The organism is Amycolatopsis sp. FDAARGOS 1241 (genome assembly GCF_016889705.1).
GTDB lineage: Bacteria > Actinomycetota > Actinomycetes > Mycobacteriales > Pseudonocardiaceae > Amycolatopsis.
Genome location: NZ_CP069526.1, coordinates 8,597,193 through 8,612,149 on the forward strand (window position 1 = coordinate 8,597,193; position 14,957 = coordinate 8,612,149).

Annotated in this window: 14 protein-coding genes and 2 pseudogenes; 10 read left to right on the top strand and 6 right to left on the bottom strand. The window is 70.5% G+C overall.

Annotation, left to right across the window (positions count from 1 at the left end; translation table 11 throughout):
• Positions 1-675: 675 nt before the first annotated feature.
• The gene (locus tag I6J71_RS41695; RefSeq protein ID WP_204091876.1) at positions 676-2,121 is read right to left on the bottom strand and encodes a PLP-dependent aminotransferase family protein; all 1,446 of its coding nucleotides are present in this window, start codon (positions 2,119-2,121) and stop codon (positions 676-678) included.
• 61 nt (positions 2,122-2,182) lie between these two features.
• Between I6J71_RS41695 and I6J71_RS41700 the strand changes: the two genes are divergently transcribed.
• Positions 2,183-2,824 carry a YitT family protein gene (locus I6J71_RS41700; protein ID WP_204091877.1) on the top strand — a complete coding sequence of 214 codons (642 nt, stop codon included), beginning with the start codon at positions 2,183-2,185 and terminating at the stop codon, positions 2,822-2,824.
• Here I6J71_RS41700 and I6J71_RS41705 read toward each other — a convergent pair.
• Both I6J71_RS41705 and I6J71_RS41710 read right to left on the bottom strand, forming a co-directional pair.
• On the bottom strand, positions 2,821-3,363 hold the full coding sequence (locus I6J71_RS41705) for a Clp protease N-terminal domain-containing protein (protein ID WP_204091878.1): 543 nt from the start codon (positions 3,361-3,363) through the stop codon (positions 2,821-2,823). The genes I6J71_RS41700 and I6J71_RS41705 overlap by 4 nt on opposite strands.
• Positions 3,363-3,572, bottom strand: coding sequence for a sigma factor-like helix-turn-helix DNA-binding protein (locus I6J71_RS41710; RefSeq protein ID WP_004559389.1), 210 nt, complete (start codon positions 3,570-3,572; stop codon positions 3,363-3,365). The genes I6J71_RS41705 and I6J71_RS41710 overlap by 1 nt, the downstream gene beginning before the upstream one ends.
• Positions 3,573-3,639: 67 nt before the next feature.
• On the opposite strand from I6J71_RS41710, the gene I6J71_RS41715 reads away from it, so the two are divergent.
• A complete protein-coding gene (locus I6J71_RS41715) occupies positions 3,640-4,419 on the top strand; it encodes a hypothetical protein (RefSeq protein WP_204091879.1) in 780 nt (259 codons plus the stop codon).
• A 42-nt stretch (positions 4,420-4,461) separates the two neighbouring features.
• Positions 4,462-5,142 carry a DUF998 domain-containing protein gene (locus tag I6J71_RS41720; RefSeq protein ID WP_204091880.1) on the top strand — a complete coding sequence of 227 codons (681 nt, stop codon included), beginning with the start codon at positions 4,462-4,464 and terminating at the stop codon, positions 5,140-5,142.
• 1 nt (position 5,143) lies between these two features.
• On the opposite strand, the gene I6J71_RS41725 is transcribed toward I6J71_RS41720, so the two are convergent.
• Positions 5,144-6,172 carry a D-cysteine desulfhydrase family protein gene (locus I6J71_RS41725; RefSeq protein ID WP_204091881.1) on the bottom strand — a complete coding sequence of 343 codons (1,029 nt, stop codon included), beginning with the start codon at positions 6,170-6,172 and terminating at the stop codon, positions 5,144-5,146.
• A gap of 133 nt (positions 6,173-6,305) precedes the next feature.
• Here I6J71_RS41725 and I6J71_RS41730 point away from each other — a divergent pair, with 133 nt between their 5' ends.
• From I6J71_RS41730 to I6J71_RS41740, 3 genes are read left to right on the top strand one after another with little or no spacing between them, the layout of a single operon-like run.
• Complete coding sequence (locus I6J71_RS41730; protein ID WP_204091882.1) at positions 6,306-7,679, top strand: amidase; 1,374 nt, start codon at positions 6,306-6,308, stop codon at positions 7,677-7,679.
• Positions 7,646-8,218: a TetR/AcrR family transcriptional regulator gene (locus I6J71_RS41735; RefSeq protein ID WP_204091883.1), complete on the top strand. Its 573-nt coding sequence runs from the start codon at positions 7,646-7,648 to the stop codon at positions 8,216-8,218. Before I6J71_RS41730 ends, I6J71_RS41735 begins: the two co-directional genes overlap by 34 nt.
• Before the next feature lies 1 nt (position 8,219).
• Positions 8,220-9,065: an oxygenase MpaB family protein gene (locus I6J71_RS41740; RefSeq protein WP_204091884.1), complete on the top strand. Its 846-nt coding sequence runs from the start codon at positions 8,220-8,222 to the stop codon at positions 9,063-9,065.
• Position 9,066: 1 nt separating this feature from the next.
• On the opposite strand, the gene I6J71_RS41745 is transcribed toward I6J71_RS41740, so the two are convergent.
• Positions 9,067-9,606 carry an ABATE domain-containing protein gene (locus I6J71_RS41745; RefSeq protein ID WP_204091885.1) on the bottom strand — a complete coding sequence of 180 codons (540 nt, stop codon included), beginning with the start codon at positions 9,604-9,606 and terminating at the stop codon, positions 9,067-9,069.
• A 55-nt stretch (positions 9,607-9,661) separates the two neighbouring features.
• Here I6J71_RS41745 and I6J71_RS41750 point away from each other — a divergent pair, with 55 nt between their 5' ends.
• Positions 9,662-10,519 carry an alpha/beta fold hydrolase gene (locus I6J71_RS41750; protein ID WP_204091886.1) on the top strand — a complete coding sequence of 286 codons (858 nt, stop codon included), beginning with the start codon at positions 9,662-9,664 and terminating at the stop codon, positions 10,517-10,519.
• 9 nt (positions 10,520-10,528) lie between these two features.
• Here I6J71_RS41750 and I6J71_RS41755 read toward each other — a convergent pair.
• Positions 10,529-11,325, bottom strand: a protein-coding gene (locus tag I6J71_RS41755) for an IS5 family transposase (RefSeq protein WP_204096803.1) whose coding sequence is annotated in 2 segments (ribosomal slippage) — positions 10,529-10,995 and positions 10,995-11,325 — 798 coding nt in all. Because the reading frame shifts where the segments join, the coding sequence is not laid out codon by codon here.
• A gap of 155 nt (positions 11,326-11,480) precedes the next feature.
• On the opposite strand from I6J71_RS41755, the pseudogene I6J71_RS41760 reads away from it, so the two are divergent.
• The 3 genes and pseudogenes from I6J71_RS41760 to I6J71_RS41770 all read left to right on the top strand — a co-directional run bounded on the left by I6J71_RS41760 (position 11,481) and on the right by I6J71_RS41770 (position 14,927).
• A pseudogene (locus tag I6J71_RS41760) lies at positions 11,481-12,292 on the top strand (IS5 family transposase).
• Between the two features lie 378 nt (positions 12,293-12,670).
• Positions 12,671-14,128 carry an NF041680 family putative transposase gene (locus I6J71_RS41765; RefSeq protein WP_239155398.1) on the top strand — a complete coding sequence of 486 codons (1,458 nt, stop codon included), beginning with the start codon at positions 12,671-12,673 and terminating at the stop codon, positions 14,126-14,128.
• A 71-nt stretch (positions 14,129-14,199) separates the two neighbouring features.
• Positions 14,200-14,927, top strand: a pseudogene (locus tag I6J71_RS41770) (transposase).
• Positions 14,928-14,957: the final 30 nt, after the last annotated feature.

Below are 14,957 nucleotides of genomic sequence, written 5' to 3' on the forward strand. Positions count from 1 at the left end.
CGGCCGACCGCGCCCGGCCGGATCGGGGCCTGGTCCCGGCGCCGCGCTGCCCCCGCGGCGCCGGGACCCACAACGGGCGTGCTCCGGAGGTTCCCGCTCACCGCGCCGAGCGAGAACCTGCGCCAACCGAAGCCCGCCTGAGCCGTCGGCGGCTCCCGGCACGTCGAGGGGCTGTGCCGGGACGCCGCCGCGGCGCCCGCTCCCAGCGAGCGGGTGACGAACAGCCGGTGCACCGATGCGACCGCCACCATCCCTGGGTGGCCGGACCATGCGGTGCACCGGCTGTTTACGTCAGGGCCCTGGATGAGTCTTGAGATCGAGCCGGGTAATAGGTGGGAGCCCGTCGCCTTTCGAGGTGCTGGGCTGGATTGAGCGGGGCTCATCGTGTTGCCGGCCGGGCTGCGTGAGGAAAGCAAGGCCGGCGTCGAGCGTGTGGTTCGCCAGGACCGGCCACCAACGCGACGCGAAGCCACCGACGAAACCGAAGCCAACACACGGCCGCTGACCCCGTGTCAAGGCACGCTTTCCCGCCTCGACACGGGGTCAGCGGCCGTAGTCACACTCGCGCTTCGGGGTGCATACGCCCCGCAACACGCCCCCCACACAGGACCGCATCCCAACCACAACGTCCCGTAACACGCCCCCGCGCAGAACCCGCCTCATCCCTCAATCCCCCTAAGTCACCGGCACCTCCACATCCGCACACCCCCTCACCGAACCCACTGCCACACTCAACCTCCGCACCGCCTCAAGCAGCTCATCCCTCGGCAGCCCGAACGGCACCCGCAACCACCTCTCCAACCCCCCGTGCACCCCGAACCGCGACGCAGGCGCCAACTGCACCCCGTGATTCCCCGCGGACACCGCCAACCGCGTACTCATCGGCTCCGGCAACCGGCACCACAACGACAATCCCCCGGCCGGGACCCCAAACGTCCACTCAGGACAGCAACCACGCACCGCCTCGATCAACACATCCCGCTGCGCACGAAAATCCACCCGTCGCTGGGCCAGCGCGGCGTACCCGTCTGGCTCCAGCAGCGACGCCAGCACCAGCTGGTCGAACACCGGCGCCCCCAGGTCCACGGCGAACCGCGAGGACAGCAACCGGTCCAGCAAGTCGGCCGACGCGCGGATCCAGCCGAGCCGCAGCCCGCCCCAGTGCGACTTCGCCGCGGAACCGACCGTGAGCACCAAGTCCCCCGCGAACGCGGCCAGTGGCGGCGGCGCGTCGAGCGGATCTCCCTCGTAATCCAGCTCCACCAACGATTCGTCGACCACCACGGGTGTGCGCGACCGCGCGAGCAGACTGCCGAGCCGTTCGCGGCCGGCCGCGTCGAGGCGCAGGCCCGTCGGGTTCTGGAAGTCGACCACGAAGTAGCCGAACCGCGGCGAGGCCTGGCGCACGGCAGCTTCGATGCCCGGGAGATCCCAGCCGTGCACGGGATCCAGCGCGACCGGCACCGGCAGCGCGTGCGTCGCGCGCACGGCGTCGATCGCGTTGGGGTACGTCGGCTGCTCCACGAGCACCCGGTCGCCGGGCCCGGCGAGCATGCGCAAGCACAGCACGAAGGCCGAGTACGCGCCGGAGGTCACCATGACCTGGTCCGGTGTCGTCGGCAGGCCGCGCGCGGTGTAGCGCTCGGCGATGCGCTCGCGCAGCCGTGGCAGGCCGCCGGTGAGGTACCCGTTGCCCCCGATGTGGTCGACGAGGTCGCGGCGCGCCGCCTCGACGGCCGTCATCAGTCCGGGCAACGCGGGAGGCGCGGCGCGCGCGAGGTCGAGCACACCGTCGCGTTCGCGCAGCACCGGCTCGTGCGCGCGGCTGCCGGTGCCCGAAATCCAGGAACCGGCGCCGCGGCGGCTCGCGACGAGCCCGTCTTCGCGCAGCCGGTCGAGCGCCGCGCCGATGAGCGTGCGGCTGACGCCGAGCGCGTCGGCGAGCTCGCGCTCGGCGGGCAGCCGGGTGCCGATGGGGAGCTGGCCGTCGAGCACGTGCAGCTCGACGGCCGCGGCGAGATCCGCCGCCCCCTGCCGGGACCCGCGGCGGCGCCACTCCCCCAATAACACGGCCAATCGCTGGCCGGAAACTCGACTACCGAGCGGAACAGACGAAGTCATAAGGCCAATTATCCAATATTGGCCATGGTTTACCAGTCCACTTGTCGCCGATAGTGCAGAGGTGGCAGTTGTCGACCTCAGCCCCCTCAGCATCCGCCGCGCCCCCGTCCGCCGCGGCGCGCAGCTCCTCGCCGGCCTCGCGCTCTACGGCGCCAGCATGGCGATGCTCACCCGCGCCCACCTGGGCCTCGACCCGTGGGACGTGCTGCACGAAGGCCTCACCAAGCTCACCGGCCTGACCTTCGGCACGGTCACCGCCATCGCGTCGGTGTTCGTGCTGCTGCTGTGGATCCCGCTGCGCCAGAAGCCGGGCGTCGGCACGGTCGCGAACGTGCTGGTCATCTCGGTGACCGTCGACACCGTCCGCGCCGTGCTGCCGGACCAGCACGTGCTCGCGCTTCAGATCCTGCTGATGGTCGGCGGCATCGTGCTCAACGCCGTGGCCACCGCGGTCTACGTCGGCACGCGGCTCGGCCCCGGCCCGCGCGACGGGCTGATGACCGGCCTCACCGCACGCACCGGCTGGTCGGTGCGGCTCGTGCGCACCGGGATCGAGGTGACCGTGCTCGCCGTCGGCTGGCTGCTCGGCGGCACCTTCGGCGTCGGCACCGTGCTCTACGCGCTCGCGATCGGTCCGCTCACGCAGGCCCTGTTGCCGCTGGTCACGTGGCGGAGCCGGAGCCGCGAAGAGCACCAGCACTAGCCGGCCTCGCGCTGCCCGACCGCTCGGCGGACCGACGCGTAGTCGACTCCGCGGGCGGCCAGCAGGTCGGGCACCGGGCCCTTCTGCTGCGTCAGCGCGAGCAGGATGTGCTCCTGGCGCAATTGCTTGTCACCCAGTTTGACGGCCTCGCGCAGGCTCAGCTCGAGCGTGCGCTTCGCGTCGGCGGCGAACGGGATGTGGCCGCGCTTGCCGCGCCTCCCGCCACCCGCGAGTGCGCCGGGACCGTGGGTTTCCTCGATGCGCTCGACGATCTGCTCGACGTCGATGCCGAATTCCGTGAGCGCCTCGACGTCGGCGTCGCTGATCCCGCCGCGCCGGCGGACGCGGTCGAGTTCGGCCAGCACGTCTTCGCGGGACACGCCGAGCTCCTGCAATACGCGCAACGCACTGCCGTCCTCAGTGCGGGCCAGCCCGGCCAGCACGTCGGTGAGTTCGATCTCGCGCGCGCCGGTTTCGCGCGCCACGATCTGCGCCTCCACCACAGCCATGCGGGCGTCCTGCGTGAACCGTTCGAACATCAGTGCCTCCCGTACTTCTTGTGCACGGCCTGCCGGCTGACCCCCAGCTCGGCGGCGATCTCCTGCCAGGACCAGCCGTGCACACGGGCGCTGCGCACCTGCACGGCCTCGAGTTGTTCCAGGAGCCGACGAAGCGCAGCGACCGCGCGAAGCCCCACCCGGGGATCACGGTCGCCCGCCCTCGCGGCCAGGTCTGTTGCTTCCGTCATGCCTGTCAATCTAGGTTGACACCCGCGAATTCGTCAACCTGAGTTGACATGGGGTTAGCATCGGGTGATGCCCGAGATCGCGATCGCCGAACGGGCGGGAGTCGGCGCGGACGGCCTGCCTCGCCCCACGGAAGACCACGTTTCCGTGCTGGACAACGCCGTGCTGGTGCTGGACGGCGCGACGTCACCGAGCCCCGAGCTGCCGCCCGGCGGCTGGTACGCGGAGCTGCTCGTGCACCGCCTGGCCGCCGAACTGCGTGCACGACCGGCCGCGGATCTGGCCGACGCGCTGGCCTCGGCCATCACCGCGGTCGCTTCCGCGCACGGCCTGACGCCGGGGAACTCGCCGTCGAGCACGGTGTCGATCCTGCGCTGGGACGCGGAGTCCGTGGAGTCCCTCGTGCTCGCCGACAGCCCGGTTGTCGCTTTCGGACGGTTCGGCGTGGATGTCGTGTCCGACGACCGGATCGTCTGGCTGCGCGAAGACGGTTTGCTGCAGACCGGCGCCGACGTCCGCCGCCGCCGCAACGCCGAAGGCGGGTTCTGGGTCGCCGAAGCGGATCCGCTGGCGGCGGCGAAAGCCGTGCGCCGGTCGTGGCCGCGGGCGGCGGTGGACGCCGTGCTGGTCGCCACCGACGGCGTGTCGATCGGCGTGGACGAATACGGACTCTTCGACTGGCCCGAAGCACTCCGGCTGGCGCGGGCGAGCGGGCCCGACGCGGTGCTGGACGCGGTGCGGCTCGCGGAGAAACAGGACCAGGACGGCGCCCGCTGGCCCCGCGCGAAGCGCCACGACGACCAAGCACTGGTGTTCGTGGACTTCGAGCAGGGGTCGAATTCAGGGTGATCCCTGATCACGCGGTCCCCGTTCCCCGCGAAGCTGTGGACCATGGGGATCTCACGGGGGCTGCGGATCTGGCGGCTGGCCGCCTTCGCCGCGATCGGCTGGGGGCTGTTCACGTTCGTGGTGATGAACGTGTTCAGTTCGCGAAATCCGCTCTACGACACGTTGTCGAGCTACACACTCACGGATCCGGGTCTGCTGAGCGCCGGCGTGCTCTCGCTCGCCGTCGGCTCGCTGGCGGTGCTCGGGTGCCTGGTGGCCGGCGGGGTGCCGTTGCCGCGCAGTGCCCGGGTGCTGCTTTCGTTGTGGGCCTTGGGGTTGACGTTCACGGCCGTGTTCCCGGCGAGTTACCCGCCGAACCCGGACCCGGTGAGCGGCGAGATCCACCTGTACTCGTGCCTGGTCGCGTTCGCGAGCTTGCCGGGCGCGGCACTGGTCCTGCTGGAACCGTTGCGTGGCAAGGCTTCCCGCGTGGTGGTGGTGCGGTGGCTGCGGTGGGCCGTGGCCGCGCTGGCGCTGTTCGGGGTGAGCTTCCTGTTCGTGCGCCTCGACGAAGCCGGCGTCGCGGGGTTCCACGCGCTGACCGAGCTGCTGCCGGTCGGCCTGACGCAGCGGCTGATGATCGTCGCGGACGCCGCCCTGCTGCTGGGCCTGCTGCGCGTCGCCGCCCAGTTCGACGCCACCCGCGCGGAAGCCAGGACCGCGCTGGCCACCGCACGGGACTGAGCTACTCCTGCATGGCCGCGGCGAATTCCGGGGCGTAGCCGTACAACCCGGGGAGCCCGCCCGTGTGCACGAACACGACCGTCTCCTCCGGGTCGAACCGCCCGGCGGCCGCCCACTCGACCAGCGCGGCCGCGACCTTGCCGGTGTAGACGGGGTCGAGCACCACACCCTCGGTGCGGCCGAACAGCCGCAGCGCGCCCCACGTTTCCGGCGACGGGATGCCGTAGCCTTCACCGATCGTGGTGTCGCTCATGCGCACGTGGTCCAGCGACGGCGTGTCGACGCCCAGCAGCTGCGCGGCCGAGGTGACGAGGTGGGTGAGGTTGTCCGTGGCCTCGCCGAGCGGGTGGCTCACGCACGCGAAGTCCGCGCCGAGGTTGCCGAGCAACGCCGTACCGAGCGCCAGGCCGGCGGCCGTGCCGCCGCTCGCGTGCGGCCCGACGATCCGCGCGCTCTCGATGCCCAGCGCCGAGAGCTGCTGCGCGAGCTCGTGCGATGCGGCGACGTAGCCGAGCGTGCCGAGCGCATCCGACCCGCCGACGGGGACCGTCGCGACCTTGCGGCCCTCGTAGTCCGCCGACGCGAGCAGCTCCTCGTACGTGCGGGTGGTCTCTTCTTCATCGGCGCAGAGGTGGACGCGGGCGCCGAACAGCAGGTCGAGCGGGATGTTGCCGGAGTGCTCGTAGGCCTCGCCCGAGCGCGGGACCTTGGCCGTGAGGACCAGCTCGCAGCGCAGGCCGAGGCGTGCGCACGCGGCCGCGGTCTGGCGGCCGTGGTTGGTCTGCAACGCGCCGAAGGTGATCACCGTGTCGGCGCCCGCCGCCAGGGCCGCCCCGAGGTGGAAGTCGAGTTTGCGCAGCTTGTTGCCGCCCGCGCCGAGCGGGTGCACGTCGTCGCGCTTCAGCAGCAACCGCGGCAGCCCCAAGGCTTCCCCCAGCCGCGGCGCCGCGACCAACGGCGTAGGCCCGCTGCCGAGTCCCGCCCGCGGAAACGCGTCGAAAACGGGAAACCGGTCGAAGTCGAACGTCATCGATCCTCCGTGGGCTGGGGTGGGCGTCCCGGTAATCGTCGGCCCCCGGCCCGCCGGCTGTCGAACCAGGCGCCTCGGATCACAGCTCCGTGGTAGCGTTCGTTCGAACGAACGAGAGAATCGGGGGCGGCCCATGACCGTCGAGACTTCCGCGTTCCCGACGCTCGCCGAGCAGGCGGCGCGGCTGCGAGCTGGGGAAACGTCGTCCCTGGAGCTCACTCGGGAGGCGCTGCAGCGAGCCCACGCGAGCCGGCCCGTGCTCAACGCGTTCCGGTTCCTGCGTGACGAGGCAGCGCTGCTCGACGCGGCGCTGGCCGACCGCCGGCGCGCAGAGGGCGACGACTCCCCGCTGCTCGGAGTGCCCATCGCGATCAAGGACGACGTCGATCTCGAAGGCCTGCCGACGGCGTTCGGCTGCGCCGGTGACTTCCCGGACGCCACCGAGGACTCCCCGGCCGTCGCGAAGCTCAAGCAGGCGGGCGCGGTCATCGTCGGCAAGACCAACACGCCGGAGCTGGGCCAGTGGCCGTTCACCGAGGGGCCGGCGTTCGGCGTCACGCGCAACCCCTGGCAGCCCGAGCACACACCGGGCGGGTCGTCGGGCGGGGCGGCGGCCGCGGTGGCCGGTGGGATCGTCGCGGCGGCGCTCGGGTCGGACGGCGCGGGCTCGGTGCGCATCCCGGCGGCGTGGACGGGCCTGGTCGGCATCAAGCCGCAGCGTGGACGCATCCCGACGGGCGGCGAACTGTTCCACGGCCTCACCGTGCTCAGCCCGCTCGCCCTGACCGTCGCGGACGCGGCGACGCTGCTCGACGTCACCGCGGGCACCGGCGACACCTTCCGCAAGGCCGCCCGCCGGGAACCCGGCAGGCTGCGGATCGGCCTGTCGACCAGGATCCCGTTCACGGCAATGAAAACGAAGCTCGATCCGGTCGTGGAGGCGGCCGTGCGGCACACCGCCGAAGCGCTCGAAGGCCTCGGCCACGAGGTCATCGAGGTCGAACCCGGCTACGGGCTCATCGGGCTCACCTTCCTGCCCCGCTCGCTCACCGGCGTGCGCGACTGGACCCTTCGCGTGCCCGAACCCACCAAGCTCGACCCACGCACCCGCGGCAACGCCCACCAGGGCACCCTGCTCGCCGGCGCGCTCAAGCTTTCCAAGGCCCTTGAACCGATGCTGCAGCGCCGCATCGGGTCGGTGTTCGGGCGGGTCGACGTGCTGCTCACGCCGACCACCGCGACGCCACCGCCGAAGACGGGCGCGTTCGACGGCCTCACCGGCTGGGCGACCGACCAGACGATGATCGCCGCGTGCCCCTACGCTTGGCCGTGGAACGTGCTGGGCTGGCCTGGGATCAACGTCCCCGCCGGTCAGACGGCAGACGGGCTGCCACTCGGCGCCCAGCTGCTGGGCCCCTCGCACGCCGAGGAGCGGCTGATCTCACTCGCCGCGCAACTGGAAGAGGTCGAACGGTGGCCGGAGCGACACCCCGCAAGGGTGTGGTGAACACCCGCGACGCGATCCTGCGCGCGACGCTCGAGGTCGTCGGCGGGCAAGGCGTCGGCGGGCTCACCAACCGCCGCATCGTGGCCGCCGCGGGCGTTTCGCTCGGCACGCTCACCTACCACTTCCCCAGTCAGACGGAGCTCTTGCGCGAGGCCATGCTGCTGTTCGCCGAGGAGGAGACGGCGAAACTCGCCGCGATCGCCGACGCGCACCGCGCCGACGGCCTCAGCCTCGAGCAGGCCGCGGCCGTGGTGGAGCACGTGATCGAGCAGCTCCCGTTCGGCACCGATGAGCTCGCGCCCCACGAGCTGTACCTGCAGGCCGCGCGCGACCCCGGCCTGCACGAAGCGTCTTCACGCTGCTTCGCGGCCTACGACGACCTGGCCACGGCCATCCTGCGCGGACTCGGCGTGCGGGAGCCGGAACGCGTGGCGGGTCCCGTCGTGGCGCTCATCGCCGGGCTGCAGCTGCGCCGGCTCGCCACGGGCACCGACGTGCCGGCCGCCGAACCGCTGATGATGTTGCTGCGCGGGACCTGACGTGGCGCCGCCGGTGATTCGCGGGACCGCGGCCTGGCGGTACTTCGGGGACTTCCGCGACCTGTTGCTCGCCGGTCAGGTGCTCGTGCTGCAGGTGGCCCACCCGGTCGTCGCCGCGGGCGTGCGGGACCACTCGGACTACACGGAAGACCCGTGGACGCGGTTGATGCGCACGGGCGCGTCGCTGTCGATCTACGTCTACGGCGGCGAAGCCGGCGCCCGGTACGAGGCCGAGCGGCTGCGGAAGCTGCACCGCACGTTCACCGGCGTCGACGGCGGCCGCCGCTACAGCGCCCTCGACCCCGCCGCGTACGCGTGGGTGCACGCGACGCTGGTGAAGGTTCCCGTTGACGTGCAACGGTTCTTCGGCCGGCCGCTGGCCAAGGACGAGCTCGACGAGTACTACGCGCAGATGTGCGACATCGGCCGCCTGCTCGGCGTCCGCGAACGCGATCTGCCGCCGGACTGGCCCGCGTTCGAGCGCTACTACGCCGAGCAAGTGGCGTCGTTCCGGCCGAACGAGGCGATCACGACGTTGTTCGAGACCATCGGCGCGGTGCCGAACCCCGCGCGATGGCTGCCGGACCGGTGGTGGCCGAAACTCCGTGCTGGGCAAGCGAACGCGCAGCTGTTCCTGATCCGGGCGACGCTGCCGCCGCCGCTGCGCGAACGGCTCGGTCTCCGGTGGACCTCGGCTGATCAGCACAGGTTCGACCGGTTCTGTCGCTGCACGAGGGTGTTCGGCGCGGTGCTCCCGGCTTCGGTGCGCACGGCCCACATGCGGTGGATCGGCAAGCTCAACGTCTGGCTGCCCGCTCACCCGTGGGCCTACCGGTACCTCCCGTAGCTCATTCACCACGGGTGCGCGCGTAGTGCGCCCGCGCCTTAGCACGGTTACCGCACCGGGCCATGGAGCACCACTGGCGGGTCCGGCGCGGCGAGGCGTCGGCGAACCGCAGGCCGCAGTCATCCGCCGCGCACACGCGGACGTCCACCGAACCGGTCACCAGGTCGACCGCGTCGGCCGCGATCACCGCGAGCGCGGCCGCCACCGGGTCCCGCGGTGCCGGCACCGCGCGGTGCAGCTCGCCACCGGACAGCTTCAGCCGCGCAGCCGGTACGGGCACCTCGACGGCCTTGTTGACCAGCTCGACGTCCTTGCGCTCCGGCGACGCCGTGAGCAGCCGGTTCACCGCTTCGCGCAGCCAGCGCGCCGTCCGCAGCTGGTCCTCCGTCACCCGGGCGCGACCGGCGGTCAGCCCCGCCAGCTCGAGCCATTCGCCCAGCGCGGCGGGCGAAGTCAGCAGCTCGAACCCGTCGGCGTAGCGGTCGCGCAGCGTGTTGACGAGGTCGAGGGACGGCCGGCCGCCGTCGAAGACCCACTCCATGGAACCGATTCTAACCCTTGCCACCAGTTAGATACAGGGAGTAACGTCTAACCCCATGAGCCGGTTAGAATCCTTCATGGCCCAGGTCGGTGACCTCCGTGTGCACTACCTGCGCGGCGGCGACGGCCCGCCCGTCTTCCTGCTGCACGGCTGGCCGCAGACCTCCCACTGCTGGCACCGCGTCGCGGGGCCGCTCGCCGAAACGCACACCGTCATCGCGCCCGACCTGCGTGGGTACGGCCGCACCGACAAACCGCGCGGCGGCTACGACAAACGCACGATGGCCGCCGACGTCGCCGGGCTCGCGGAGCAGCTCGGCTTCGACCGCGTGGCCGTGGTGGGCCACGACCGCGGCGGGCGCGTCGGGCACCGGTGGGCACTGGACCGCCCGGACCAGGTCGAGCGCCTGGCCGTGCTGGACATCGCGCCGACGCGCGAGATGTGGCGGCTGCTCGACAAGGACATCGCGAAGGCCTACTGGCACTGGCTCTTCCACTTGCAGCCCGACCTGCCGGAGCTAGTGGCGGGCAGCAACATCGCCGCGTACCTCGGTTACTTCTTCGAGCGCTGGACGTTCCAGCGCCAGGGCCTGGCGGCCGAGGACATCGCGGAGTACGTCCGCGCGTTCTCCGCCCCGGGCGCCCTGCGCGCCGGCTTCGACGACTACCGCGCGTCCTTCCCGGACGACGCCGACCTCGACGACACCGACTTCGCGGACGGCAAGCGCGTCACCCAGCCACTGCTGGCGATGTGGGGCCAAGGCGGACTGCTCGGCAAACTCCCGACACTCGACCTGTGGCGCCAGTACGGCACCGACGTCACCGGCGTCGGCCTGGAGAACTGCGGACACTTCGTGCCGGAGGAACAGCCGGAGCTCGTCCTACAGCACCTGCTGAACTTCCTGGGCCACTAAGAGCTTGTCTCATTTGGCGAGTTTCTTGTGGCAGGTGATGGTGGCGGCGAGGGTGAGGAAGGCGAGGTAGTGGCCGGCTTTGCGTTCGTAGCGGATGGTCAGTCGCCGGTAGCCGGTCAGCCAGGCGATGGACCGTTCGATCACCCACCGGTGTTTGCCGAGTTTCTCGGCGGATTCGATGCCCTTGCGGGCGATGCGCGGGACGATCCCGCGCTGGCGCAGCCAGGCGCGCAGGGCGGGGATGTCGTAGGCCTTGTCGGAGTGGAGTTTGGCCGGTTTCCGGCGCCGCGGTCCGCGGCGCGATCGGATCGGCGGCAGCGCGTTGACCAGAGGTCTGAGCGCGTGGCTGTCGTGAGTGTTGGCCGCGGAGATCGCGACGGTCAGGGGCAGCCCGGCCCCGTCGGACAGTACGTGGATCTTCGAGCCCGGTTTGCCGCGGTCGACCGGGCTCGGACCGGTCAGACCGCCCCCCTTTTGGCCCTGACGGATGCTCCGTCGAGGACCGCGCGAGACCAGTCGATCAAACCCCGGCCGCCCAGTTCGTCCAGCACTGCCTGATGCAACTGCCGCCACAGCCCGGCCTCGGTCCATTCGGTGAACGTCCGGTGCGCCGTGGGCACCGATACCCCGAACGAGGGCGGCAGGTGCCGCCACGCACAACCACTGGTCAACACGAACACGATCGCCGTGAACACCGCCCGCGGATCAGTCCGCGCACGACCACCACCCTGCGGACGCTCCTTTGCCGGCGGGACCAGCGGTTCCACCAACGCCCACAAGTCATCGGGCACCAGCCGTTGCGACAGCGAGTCGATCACGGTACAAGATCATTGCAGCCCAGCGGGAAAGATCCAAACGAGACACGCTCTAACGCGTGCCTGACAATGCCTTAGAACTCCTAACGGAATGGATCTTGATAGAGATTTGTCGGGGTGGTTGTTGATCACGGAAGGGTCAGCAACTGCCGTGGATCGTCTCCGACGAGTTGTGGTCACGTATTCGGGCGTTGCTACCGATCCCGCCTCGACGTGCCGATCACCCCGGGCGCAAGCGTCTGGATGACCGGACGGTGTTGTGCGGGCATCCTGTTCGTCCTCTATATCGGCATTCCGTGGGAGTTCCTGCCTCAAGAACTCGGGTTAAGCTCAGGCATGACCTGCCGGCGGCGGCCGCGGGACTGGAACGACGCCGGAGTGTGGTCACGGCTGCAGGAGAACCGGCTGGCCGAGCTACACGCGGCGGGCGCGCTGGGCTGGTCGCGGGCGGTGATCGACGGCTCGCACCCTGCGAGCCATGAAGGGCGGCCCACAACCGGACCGAGCCCGGTCGACCGCGCCCGAACCGGCTCAAAACATCACCTGATCACCGAAGCGCACGGCATTCCGTTTGCAGGCATCACTGACCGGCGGCAACCGCAACGACATCACCCAGCTCATACCGCTGATCCAGGACATCCCGCCAGTACGGGACCGCCGCGGTCGCCCACGCCGACGGCCGAACAGGGTGTACGCCGACCGTGCCTACGACCACGACAAGTACCGCATGCAAGTTCGGACGGTCGGTATCACGCCGGCCATCGCCCGGCGCGGCACCGAACACGGCTCCGGCCTGGGCCGGTACCGCTGGGTCGTCGAGCAGACGTTCGCCCTGCTGCACTGGTTCCGGCGACGCCGCATGCACTGGGAGATCCGCGACGACATCCACGAGGCATTCCGTCGCCTGACGTACGCCATCATCTGCCCCCGCCGGCTGACCAACCTGTCACTTTGTTAGGTGTTCTTGGTCCAAGTCACCGCGGCCTGGAGGGTGACCGCGCGGCGGAAGACGAGCGCGATTTTCAGCAGATCTCCACCACGCGGTCCCGCACCGATACCGGTGATGATCCCCTCAACCATCGCCCGCGCATCCGAAAGCGGACGACCACGCTTGCCGGACTACACCGGGAGCACACCCTCGATCAACGCCCACTGCTCATCCGACAACAACTGAAACCGAGACACGACCGGCAGGATTCCAGCCAGCGCCCCCTAGCTTGAGTTTTAACGTCTGAGTGGTCGGTGGTGACCCCTGTCGATCATGAGTGAAGCCCTTGGTCGATCATTCCTTCTTGCGACAGACGGAAGATCGAGCCAAGGGCTTCAATTGATCAGTGTGCACCACGCTGGCGCCACCGGCGCGGGCAGGGAGCTGTCCGCGCTCCGGCAGGAGTTCTACCGATGCCTGCCCCGGCGAGCGGACGCGTTGTTCGAGCTGACCGACGCAGTGTTGTGCGCGGACGGTCCGGTCCGGTCGATCGCGGAGCTGTCCCTGGCCGGTGAGCACCGTCGCGGCCACGGCAGCAGCTATGCCGCACTGGCACGCGGACGGGTCGACATCGATCGGCTACGCAACGCGCTGAGCGGGGTCCCGCTGCCGCGCGCCGCAGACGGGCGGCTGGTGCTGGCGGTGGACGTGACCTGCTGGCTGCGTCCGGAAGCACACACCTGCCCGCAGCGGATCTTGTGTCACACCTACGGCCGTGGCAGGGACCAGCACATGATGGTGCCGGGCTGGCCCTACTCCGTGGTCGTCGCGCTCGAGTCCGGGCGGGGTTCGTGGACCGCGCCGCTGGACGCGGTCCGGCTCACACCCGGCGACAACGCCGCAAACGTGACCGCCCAGCAGATCCGCGCCGTGGTGGGCCGCCTCGTCGCGGCCGGGCACTGGCGGCCGGGAGACCCGGACATCCTGCTGGTCGCCGACGCCGGCTACGACGGCCCCCGCCTGGCCCACGTGCTGGCCGATCTTCCGATCACCGTGCTGGTGCGGATGCGCACCGACCGGGTCCTGCACCGCCCGGTCCCGCCGCAGCGATCCGGCACGTTGGGCAGGCCCCGCCGCCACGGCGACGAGTTCGCTTTCGGTGACCCGGCCACCTGGGGACAACCCGATGCCGTCACCGAAACCACGACCCGGCTCTACGGTCCCGCGCTGATCCGGGCTTGGGATCGGCTGCATCCACGGCTGACCCACCGCATCGCCTGGGCCGGCCACGACGGCGCTCTGCCGATCATCGAGGGCACCGTGATCCGGCTGCAGGTCGAGCGCCTGCCCTCCGGCGCGATCCCAAAACCGGTGTGGCTCTGGCACTCGCGCACTGGCCTGGGCCACGCCGAGGTTGATCTGGCCTGGCAGGCGTTCCTGCGCCGCTTCGATATCGAGCACACCTTCCGCATGCTCAAGCAGACCCTCGGCTGGACCACCCCGAAACTTCGCTCGCCCGAGGCGGCCGACCGATGGACCTGGCTGCTGCTGAGCGCTTACACCCAGCTGCGGCTCGCCCGCGACCTCACAGCGGATCTGCGCCGCCCCTGGGAAAGACCCCGACCAGCCCTGCGGCTCTCCCCGGCACGGGTCCGCCGAGGGTTTCGGAACCTGCGTCCACAACTCGCCTGCCCGGCCGGTGTCCCGAAACCGTCGCGGCCCGGTCCTGGACGTCCCGCCGGAACAGTCAACCACCGGCCCGCATCACGCCACGACGTCTACGTCGTCACCAGCACGAACACCCGAAAATCCAAACACGGCAAGAACACCAGATCGAGCAACCCACGACCCCGCCGAACAGGTTAAAACCCAAGCTAGGGGATGTCTCGTAACCCGGTGTAGGACTGGCGGGGTCGTTAGTTGATCATGGTGGTGTGGTGCAGGTGATCACAGCGTCGCAGCCGGAGTGGGTTTCCCCGTTCACGGGGTCGGAGCCGGCGCAGTTCCGGAAGCTGGTGCGGTTGGTCGCGAAGCGGGGTGGGGCCGAGATCGCGGATGGTCGGCAGGGGCGCTACCGCTGATCGACCGGGTGCTGCTGGTCGCGACCTACGGGGTGTCGCATTCCGCGGCGCACCGGGGGAAGCGACACGATCGGCCCGCTGCCGGCACTCGCCCCGGTCCGCAAACGCCGGATCGACGCGGTGGCGATCGTGGACGGCACCCTGGCCCCGACCCGGGATCACCGGCCGGCCGCCCCGTCGAAGAACTACCACTACTCCACCAACGTGCACGTCGCCATCGACGCCGACACCCCGCTGGTGATCGCCACCGGCGACCCGCAGCCGGGCCGCCGCAACGACTGCACCGTCTACCACGACTCCGGCATCGCCAAGCAACTCGCCGATCGCCCAGTCATGGCCGATGGCGGCACCACGGCAACCCGGAAGTCGTCATGCCCGACCGCAAACCCCGTGACGGCGGCGGCGTGCCCGAGTGGAAGGAAAACCTCAACACCACCCACCGCAAGATCCGTGCCCGCGTCGAGCACGTCCCGGCCAAGATGAAGCGCGTCAAGATTCTCCGCGACTACAGCCGCGCTGCGAACACACTCGCCGACACGGTGTCCGCAATCGCGCACCTGCACAACATCATCCTCGCCGGCTGACCGCAACAACCAACTCCACCAACCACAACA